Below are 9,250 nucleotides of genomic sequence, written 5' to 3' on the forward strand. Positions count from 1 at the left end.
TGGTGGCGACCGAGATCGCTATGGATGTTCAGAACTTACCCTGTCGCCCACGTAACTTACATTCCGCAACCGCCTCCAAGCGATAGGCTACGGTGGTCTAGGGATACATTGCGCCATGAGGATGGACGACGAACCGGCTGATAGACGAAGAGCGGTCTCGGCGGCAGTGCGTCGGTTCCCGCAATTTGAATTGGCGATCCATCGGCTGATGGACCGAAGTGAGGGCTTTCAGGATATGTGCGAGGAACTTGCAGAAGCGGAGCTCGCACTCTCGAGGATCGACAACGTCCCGCCGGCATTGCGCGAGTCTAGACGAGCCGAATGGCAGGAACTGGTGGATCGGTTGGTTGGGGAAGTCGGAGCCGTGCTGCACGCGGACGCCACCCGGAAGCCGCATTTCACACCTTGGCCGCCACGCCAGAACTAAGGCAGAGCCTGGCATGGAATTTCTGTCTGGCAAGCGATCTCTACAAGCAGCCGTGCTCCCAGCCCTGCTTGTCGTCACGGCAAGCCCCGATAACGGACCCCGGCGGCTTCGGATTGCGCACCGGAATTTCCCTGCTGTTCCCGAAGTAGGCCCAGAACTGTCCGTCCGCGGCAACCACGAACCAAACGAGCCGCCGTCGACATGGAAAACGGTAGGAAATCCGATATCCATAGCCGAGCAGCGCGAATACAGATATGTTGTCAATGCGGGCGCAAGACGATCGCATCGGACATGAAGTAAAAGACGGAATTAGAGGGGACTTCGATATGGGAACCATCCGAGCTCTTGTGTTGGCTTCGGCGGGAACAGCGGCAGCGCTGTTTGCGGTGCCGGCGATCGCGGCTGACGCTGCGACGCAACTTCCTGAAGCCGCGCCGGTGCCGGCTGAAGCCGCACCCGCCTGGACCTTCACCGCAGAGCCCTATTTCTGGATGGCAGGCATGAAGGGCAGGGTGGGCGTCAGGGGCCTGTCGCCGGTAGATATCGACGTCGATTTCGGCCAGATTTTCGACCACATCGATTGGTCTCCCCCGCCGGTCATGCTTGCCGGTGAGGCGCGCAATGGCCGCTACGCTCTTTTCACCGACTTCATATACCTGGGACTCGAGGCCGATGGCACGTCGCCCGGCCCGTTGGCTCTTTTTTCGGCCGAAGCGAACATGAACACGGTGGTGTGGACCTTCGGCGGCTCCTATCGGGTCGTCGACAATGGCACCGCGACCCTGGACGTTCTGGCCGGCGGACGGCTCTGGTACCTCGATGCGGATCTGACCGTTAATGGCCCTCTCGCGGTAAGGGAGGCCAGCGGCAGCAAGACCTGGGTCGACCCCATAATTGGCGTCGCCGGCAATGTCGCTCTCGGTAACGGATTCGGGCTCCATGGCGAGGCGGATATCGGTGGCTTCGGTCTTGGCGCCGACATCGACTGGCAAGTGCAGGGCACGCTTCAATACCGGTACAGTGATTCGGTCACGCTGGAAGCGGGCTACCGCTACCTTGCCGTAGACTACGAGGACGACGGATTTGTATTTGACATAGCAATGCAGGGACCAATCATCGGCGCCAGATTTCGGTTCTGATCGGATCTGCGCCGGGGATTTTAAATAGATCACGGCGGCGTGTCTGAGGTTCGAGCTAGCAGTGCAGTGCTGATCGTTTTCGCTCCCGGTTGCGGGGGGCGGCTTTCGCGACCCGAGGTCGCTTTGGGACGACTTCGAACTGGAGAAGAGTTTGGGAAACTGTTTCGTGAGCCCGTCCAAAGTCAGGCGTATCAGCAACGTTTTGCTGGCGTCGGCGTTGATTGGCCTGCTGTGGGGGTGCGCGTCCCGTCCGACGAATGTGCTGCTGCCCGTGGCCGATACCTCCCCTGCCTCCAGCAAGGTGGAGATGCTGGTCACAACGACACGCAGTCGTTCCTCCAATCCGGCACAAATGTATACGGGCGAGCGCGGACTGGCCCCCTCGTTCGCGGAAATTACGGTGTCGATCCCCCCGGCGTCGGTCCGCAAGGTTGGAGAGGTCGCATGGCCCAAGAAGCTGCCATCAAACCCCGCGACTGATTTCGCAGTGGTGAAGGCCGAAGAGATAACACGGGATGGCGCGAAGGAGTGGCTCCGCGCCTCTGTCAGGAAGAGTCCAGACCACAGCGTATTGGTCTTCATCCACGGCTTCAACAACCGCTTCGAAGACTCCCTCTATCGCTTTGCGCAGATCGCCCACGATACGGGCACCGACAGCGCTCCGATCCTGGTCACATGGCCGTCCCGAGGTAGTGCGCTGGCCTATGGCTACGATCGTGAAAGCACCAACTACACGCGAAATGCCCTTGAACTGCTGTTCCAATATCTTGCACGCGATGCTGAAATCAAGGAAGTTTCGATCCTCGCCCATTCGATGGGCAACTGGCTTGCGTTGGAAGGCTTGCGCCAGATGGCCATCCGCAATGGCGGCCTTCCGGCGAAGTTCAAAAACGTCATGCTGGCCGCGCCAGACGTCGACGTCGACGTGTTTCGCACTCAGATTGCCGACATGGGCAAACAGCACCCGCAGTTCACCCTCTTTGTCTCGCAGGACGATCGCGCGCTCAAAGTTTCGCGACGGGTCTGGGGCGATATCCCCCGGCTCGGATCGATTGATCCGGAACAAGCTCCATACAAGGAAGAACTCGCTGGCAACAACATAACCGTCATCGATCTGACGAAAGTCAAATCCGGCGATCCTTTGCATCACGGCAAGTTCGCCTCGTCACCGCAGGTCGTGCAACTGATCGGGGCGCGTATGGCCGGCGGCCAGACCTTGACCGACAACAGGATAGGTCTCGGCGACACGATCATCCACGCAACGACAGGTGTGGCGGCAGCGGCGGGCAGCGCGGCAGGGTTGGTGATTGCGGCACCTGTTGCGGCAGTCGATCAAAACAGCAGGGAAAATTTGGGCAATCACATCAGCGCCTTGACGGGTTCCCAGACCAGCCAGAAATCGAGCGCTGGCAGTAAGGATTGCGCTGTCTCCTCTCCGACTAGGAAAGACTGCAAGAAATAATCATTCGTCGAAGTCAAAGCGGCAGCCCTGGAGCCGATGACGGGGAGAGTCAACCGCATCCGCAGGAACGTTGCCGCGGTCCCGTCTGGGCTGAAAAGGGGATGAATGCGTCGCATCGCTCGGATATCGCTTGCCATTATCCTTTCGCTAGCCGTCGCAATCCTGACTGCCTGGGCAGGACTTGCCATGTGGTATCGCCTGCCGGTGGCTGAGCTTGGACGGGCTGTGGCCGGCGTCCTTTTCATCTTGTTCGGCCTCGCCACCGTCATCGCGCTCTTCAGCCGGTTTCGCATCAGGGCGTTTGTCCTGTTTGCAGCTGCTTTTGCTGTGGTTCTGGTTTGGTGGAGCACCATCAGGCCTTTCGATCACGCGGACTGGGCGCCCGACGTGGCCCGTCAGGTGACCGGCACCCGCGACGGGAACCTGTTGACGCTGACCGATGTGCGCGACTTCGAATGGCGTAGCGCTACTGATTTCACCGAACGCTGGACAACACGGACCTACGACCTCTCCACCCTTCAGACGGTCGACCTCTTCATGTCTTATTGGTCCGGGACCAAAATCGCCCATGTCATCATAAGCTTCGGCTTTGCAGGAGGTGACTATCTTGCCTGGTCGATTGAGGTGCGGCGCCAGGGAGGCGGCAAGTTTTCTCCCATGGCAGACCTATTCAAGAGCAATCCCCTGGTCATTATTGCGGCTGACGAGCGAGACGTCGTCGGCGTCAGGTCAAACGTTCGCGGAGAGGATGTCCAAATCTATCGGCTAAAAGCGTCACCGGAAGCGGCCCGGGCGCTCTTGCTGGAATACGTCTTGGACGCAAATGCACTTTCCACGACTCCAGAATTCTATAATTCCATCACGACGAACTGCACGACCACGATCGTCAAGATGATGCGAGCCGTCGGTGACGTGGTCCCGCTTGACTGGCGCCTCATCGTCAACGGCTATCTTCCCGACTATGCATATGCCCGGGGTGCACTCGACACCCGCTTGCCATTGTCAGAATTAAGAGCGTTAGCCCACATAGACGAGCGCGCACGAAAGTCAGGCCTGTCGCCGGATTTTTCAAGATTGATCCGTGTTGGCGTACCGTCTCCGCCCTAAATGCGCAATGATCTGTATCATCTCGGGCAAACGCGTATGGATCGGAACGCAGCAACGATACACCGGCGTGACACTTTGGGCCTGCGAACGACTATCACGCGATAGCCATTGCCGTATTTCGGGCCCATTGCAGGACCCTTGCGGAAGCAAGTCCACGAGCACACGGGCAACAGATTGGTATCGAGAATGACAGAACCGGCCGCCCTGTGGCCGATCCTTGACTTGATGCTGGTGTGCTCGCCGGCCGACTACTTCACGAGCTCGATTTCGCTCGGCGCCTTGGGCGCGTCCCGATTCGATGCCACGCTCCCGTGACATCCGAAGTTGAATGCGAAAAAACGCGGACTCGGCTTCCGCTCTGGGGGCTAATTTAGAGCGGTTTTGCGAAATTCGGAGTTCTTGCCGTGGAGACCGACGAGCGGGAGATCACGCTTGCCGAGATGCGCCTTGCGGCAGAGCGCGGCATCAAAGCTGGCGGATCTCAATCCGATCGAGTCTAAATAGGGGAACGTCCTTTCAGGATACCAACGAGAGCCTTCCCGTCCGTGTAATAAGGATCGCCACCGCCGTTGCGGCCGTCCTTGGTGGCGCCTATTCCGGAAATCTCATAACTGGAGGAAAGCTGTCCGGCTGCCGTCAGGTCGCTGATGACCAGATCGCGTTCCGCGTCGACATCCGGGCCTATATGGTGGGTGATTTGGCCGGTTTCATGGCTAAGTCCGACGCCGCGATCGAAACTGGCCGAGCCCAGCCAAAGCGGACGGCCATCGCTGCCCAATTTCTTGGTCAGCCAGAAACGGACATGATTGCGCTGGTCCGCGCTGTCTCCGACCGGTTTTTCGAAAGCCAGGTCTTGCTTCCTTCCCTCAAAAAGCAAGGCGCTGACAGGAGCATCCAGATCGGGTCGGTGGAGCACGACGCTGAGACCGATATCGATGGAAGAACGGAGCGTGATGGGGTCGGCGGGGTCCCAGTCGGCTGCCACAAATGCACGAATGACCTCTTCCTTTGTTCCGACGAGCCCGACGTTGATCGGATCGCCCGGGATATCCTGCTCGGTATGCGTGAGCATGCTGCCGAAGTCCGATACGCGTGAGGCATCTCGAAACACCCAGATTTCCGGCACGACAAAATAGGCGAGGATCACATAGATGATGGCCAGAGCTAGTACGACCGTTGTGGCAGTCCGTGTTTTGGTTCGACGCGGCATGAGCAATTCCATCCTTCGATGCGCAACGGTCTTCGATCAGCTCAATAGCAGGCGGCTAAAGTGAGTAGCCGCAAGCCGGACGAGGAGGTGTTTGTGTCGCCCGCAGCGAGATCGGAGGCCGCCAGTAGGGGGCTCCGTCCTGTTGGTCATTTTGCGATCGTTTGCCTGCATTCCCAGCGAGGGTTTGCTTCACCTCCGTGAACTTTGGCGGATCAATTGACGTGGCGGAACGTAACTAACTGTATTCTACTCGGAGAATTAAGCGCGGTAGGCCCACGAAGTCAGCAATCGGCGTCTCTTCGATAGCGGAGGTAGGGGTCACGCAGAAGCAGCTTGAGTTGGCACGTACGCTCTAGAAAGAGCGCGAGTATCCGAGAGCGAAGCCGACGGTGTCGGGATGCCAATCCTTCCAATTGTATTGGACCTTGCTCGAGATCGAATTGTGATCATCCACCTTGAAGGTAACGCCGGTCGCAAGTTGCGGCGTCAAATAGTCGTCACTGGATTCGAACGCATCACGGTATCGAAAGGCAACCGCATTCCAGGTTACTTTCTCACTGAGCTTCAGGTCCGCTGCTGCGCGCAGCACGTAGTAGGCAATGTCACTGCCATCGCCGGATACCTGCAAACGATCGCCAATTCCCGCGCTGCCGATCACCGAGAGGAAGTCGTTGAAGCGAAGACGGTAGCCTACCGTGGCTTCGAGGTTGGCGGTTGCAGAGTCGCTAAAGGCCTTATTGGAATATTGGACCGAGGCACCCAAAATGACGCCGGTATCGAAGGCGTGTGAGGCACTGACTTCAAATTGGGTGCTCTCCGGTTCGCCCAGGTCTTGCTGTTCGCGATCAGACGTAAGCGATACGCCGATGGAATTGCTGTCGGCCATCGCGTCAGAAGTCACAGCCACCATCACCAGGACGATCAAAAGCCGAGCTATATGGGTCATCGACACCGCGTCTGCTCGGGGTGCGCTGCTCACTGAAAATCTTAGCATACTACGTCCCCTTAAGCCTGCCTAACATTGTTTGTCGTCTCGGGAAGGGAGACAATGCCGCACACGGACCTGTAGTCATGGTTCTGGGTCAATCCCTTCAGGAGGCCCGCGATCCCTCAGGTCCTTGGCCCGCACTTTGTCGAGTTTGCCAAAATCGGTCATTATGCTTACCAGGACGCTCCCCGTCCAACCGAATGTGAACAACCCCGACATCGCTATGATCGGTCCGACCAAACGCCATCGATCAGGCAAACTAATGCTGCCCTCGCCGAGCGTCGTATAGCTCTCCAGGACGAAGTAGTAGCTGTCACGCATTGACGGAATTGATCCGGCCAAAAATATAGGGATGGCCCAGAGGAGCGTTTCGGCGAAATGCAAGGCTGCCAGAGACCCTATCGTGATGGCGAGCAACAGGTTGAGGCGCCAATTTGCCGTGGTGTCATTCACCTGAACCCAAGACTCGCTGAAGCGCTGATTGATTGTCCGAATTCCCGCGCCGGTGGACGAAAATAATGACAATCATTATCAACGTGCCGAAAACAATTTCCAAAACCGGCTTGGGAGCTGCCCCTTCGACCATCGAGTTGTCTTTCTAGCCTAATGAATGCGGGTCCGATTGCTTGAAGGAAGCACTCTCGTGGGGATTTGGCCGTCGAACCAGACGGAAGCCATCGCGTCGGTGTCGCGCGCCGGATCGGCTGCATCGAATTGCTTGACGGCCGCGCTCGCCCACCCTCAATAGCACGGCGGATAAGGGTAATATCCGCAGGCAGCACTGTAGGGATTGTAGTAAGGAGCCGCCGCAGCCGCGCCAATGGCAGCGCCGGCCACCACGCCTGTTGCAACGCCCGCGCCGCCATACCAGGCCCCGTGGTAAACCGGAGCGTGCCAATAGCCGCCGCCATGCCATCCGCCGCCATAGCCGCCACCATGCCATCCGCCGACATGGGCGAAGCTGGCATCACCGACATGCGCGAAGCTGCCGTGGAAGCCACCGCCGTGGAAGCCGCCAAAGTTGTCGATGAAAACCGCCGCCGGCCCAGCGGCGCCATCCAGATTTCCTTCCAGGACGGCGACGTCGAACGTCAGCGTTGTTCCTTCCAGCTTCGGAGTTTTCAGGGTCACGACAACATCGCTTACATCCGATCCGTCGCCGCCGAGCACCGAGACTGTCGCATTCGGGGGGTCGACGGCAAAGTTGTCCTTGCCTTCATCCCACTGCATGATGAATTGCTCGGTGGTGACATGCCCCGCGGCCCGGACCGGCCGGTCGGCGAATACAATCGCATTCTTGGATACGCCTGTCAGGACCAGTTTGCCGCCCTCCAGCTTGGCGCCTTGCGAGTTGACGACGGCGAGCGATGGCACCGGACCGGTGGGCGTCGCCTGGCCGATGGTCTTCCCCAGCGGGATATGCGGCTTCTTGGTTGTATCCTGGGCGACGGCTCCGGTGGTTGCCAACGCCAAGCCTCCGGCAAAGAGCATCAGACGTACGGTGTGACTGACTGTCATAGCAAACATAGCAAATCTCCTCAGATGTTAGCCGCCTTCGGCGGACCTGATGTCACCACACTGGACGCCAATGCCCAGTATGAACGAAAGTGGCTGCAGGGCACCTCCCGATCGCCCACGGAGCTACTTGACCAACCCAATATTGAGCAATTGAACCCGACGGTTGTCGGCTGCCTTCGGATTGGCCGCATCGACCGGCATCTCTGATCCCGCTCCAATCGCGAAAAGGCGATTCGATGCCACCGAAAAGGTCGTGCTCAGAGCTTCCACTATGGCTTCGGCGCGGCGCGCGCTGAGTTTGAGATTGTGTTTGGCATCGCCGGTGGCATTGGTATGCCCCACGACAAGAAATTTGTAGCGGAGCAGCAGCGGATGGTGGAGCGCGTCGGCGATCAAGCCAAGCGTCCTATAGGACCCGGGTTCGATTGCGACGGAGTTATTCTCGAAGTTGATCTCGACAAAGAACTGCGGGAGGGTCGCCAGTTGGCTCCAGTGAGGCAGGCCGGCAATCCCCTTGCCCGGGTTGGAAGACACTTCCTGCACAAGCATCGCCACGTCGATGGCTGATGCCGCTTCGGCGACCTGTCCTAAGGTGTTGACGAGTTGATGTTCACTCAACTGCTGAGACCCGGCGTTGCCGACAGCGGCCAGTAGAACGGTCAGCGCCAAGGTATTGCGAAATCCACGAATAGACATTTTCGGTTCTCCTGGTCTCAACACGGGTCACCGCCATCCGGCATCGGTGATGGCCTGACTGCATTTCGCGCCGACGATACGCGTCGCCTTCAAGAGGCATCCGAGAATGTGCGCCTTACCCGGGACCACGCCTCTGCACGCCCGGGCCGCATCACGCGCACAGATCTTGTCGACGCTTGCCTGCGCCGCCAGTCGTAGCTGGATCGAGGCGATCACGCCGGCCATGGTCGAGGTGCAGGCCGGTGAGACCTTCGCCTGATGTTGCTCAAGGCAGTTCTTGATTCGCCCGTTGCCGAGATTGAGGCCTTTGCAGAATTTCTTCACGTCGGCGCCGCACTCCTTGGCAAGCAATGTTGCGGCGTCGGCATAGCTGATGGTTTGCGTCTGGCCGACCCCGGTTTGGGCAAGAACGGCAATCAGGACCGTTCCGCTAAGAACGCTCAGTCTCTTGGCCATGCGTCACTCCCATCTCTGGTTGCTGTCGTTCAAAAATTTCGCCTAACCGCAGACATCAGCTCACGGCGTCGGTTGGCGCCTTCCCAATGAACGTTGGCCCATTGCTTGACCCGGCGGAACGTAACTAACTGTATGCTACGGGAAGAATTGCAGTCGTTCCGCGGGGGCTGGGGGACTGTCAGGAATTCTGTGCGCGAGGCCCGCTTTCGTCATTGGCTGACGAACCTCTCGCCGAAGACGACGGCGA

The 9,250-nt window shown here is 58.8% G+C and carries 9 protein-coding genes and 1 pseudogene; 4 read left to right on the forward strand and 6 right to left on the reverse strand.

Annotated elements, in window-relative coordinates:
- The first annotated feature begins 115 nt into the window (after positions 1-115).
- From AC0L16_RS30045 to AC0L16_RS30060, 4 genes are all read left to right on the forward strand, one after another.
- Complete coding sequence (locus AC0L16_RS30045; protein WP_473625071.1) at positions 116-427, forward strand: hypothetical protein; 312 nt, start codon at positions 116-118, stop codon at positions 425-427.
- 386 nt (positions 428-813) lie between these two features.
- Positions 814-1,566, forward strand: a complete 753-nt coding sequence (locus AC0L16_RS30050) for a porin family protein (protein WP_473625072.1) — start codon at positions 814-816, stop codon at positions 1,564-1,566.
- Positions 1,567-1,756: 190 nt separating this feature from the next.
- Positions 1,757-3,028: an alpha/beta hydrolase gene (locus AC0L16_RS30055; protein ID WP_473625079.1), complete on the forward strand. Its 1,272-nt coding sequence runs from the start codon at positions 1,757-1,759 to the stop codon at positions 3,026-3,028.
- A gap of 105 nt (positions 3,029-3,133) precedes the next feature.
- Positions 3,134-4,135, forward strand: a complete 1,002-nt coding sequence (locus AC0L16_RS30060) for an Lnb N-terminal periplasmic domain-containing protein (RefSeq protein ID WP_473625073.1) — start codon at positions 3,134-3,136, stop codon at positions 4,133-4,135.
- A gap of 496 nt (positions 4,136-4,631) precedes the next feature.
- Here the strand turns inward: AC0L16_RS30060 and AC0L16_RS30065 are convergent, their stop codons facing one another.
- The 6 genes and pseudogenes from AC0L16_RS30065 to AC0L16_RS30090 form a co-directional block, all read right to left on the reverse strand.
- Entirely contained in the window at positions 4,632-5,345 is a 714-nt protein-coding gene (locus AC0L16_RS30065) for an LssY C-terminal domain-containing protein (protein WP_473625075.1), read from the reverse strand.
- A gap of 352 nt (positions 5,346-5,697) precedes the next feature.
- Entirely contained in the window at positions 5,698-6,291 is a 594-nt protein-coding gene (locus AC0L16_RS30070; RefSeq protein WP_473625076.1) for an outer membrane beta-barrel protein, read from the reverse strand.
- 123 nt (positions 6,292-6,414) lie between these two features.
- Positions 6,415-6,919 (reverse strand): annotated as a pseudogene (locus tag AC0L16_RS30075) (ion channel).
- A gap of 155 nt (positions 6,920-7,074) precedes the next feature.
- A complete protein-coding gene (locus AC0L16_RS30080) occupies positions 7,075-7,851 on the reverse strand; it encodes a hypothetical protein (protein WP_473625080.1) in 777 nt (258 codons plus the stop codon).
- Between the two features lie 123 nt (positions 7,852-7,974).
- The gene (locus AC0L16_RS30085; protein WP_473625078.1) at positions 7,975-8,547 is read right to left on the reverse strand and encodes an OmpA family protein; all 573 of its coding nucleotides are present in this window, start codon (positions 8,545-8,547) and stop codon (positions 7,975-7,977) included.
- Between the two features lie 27 nt (positions 8,548-8,574).
- Positions 8,575-9,003, reverse strand: a complete 429-nt coding sequence (locus tag AC0L16_RS30090) for a cysteine rich repeat-containing protein (protein WP_254026126.1) — start codon at positions 9,001-9,003, stop codon at positions 8,575-8,577.
- Positions 9,004-9,250 lie beyond the last annotated feature (247 nt).

It is taken from the genome of Mesorhizobium sp. WSM4848, from assembly GCF_055811375.1.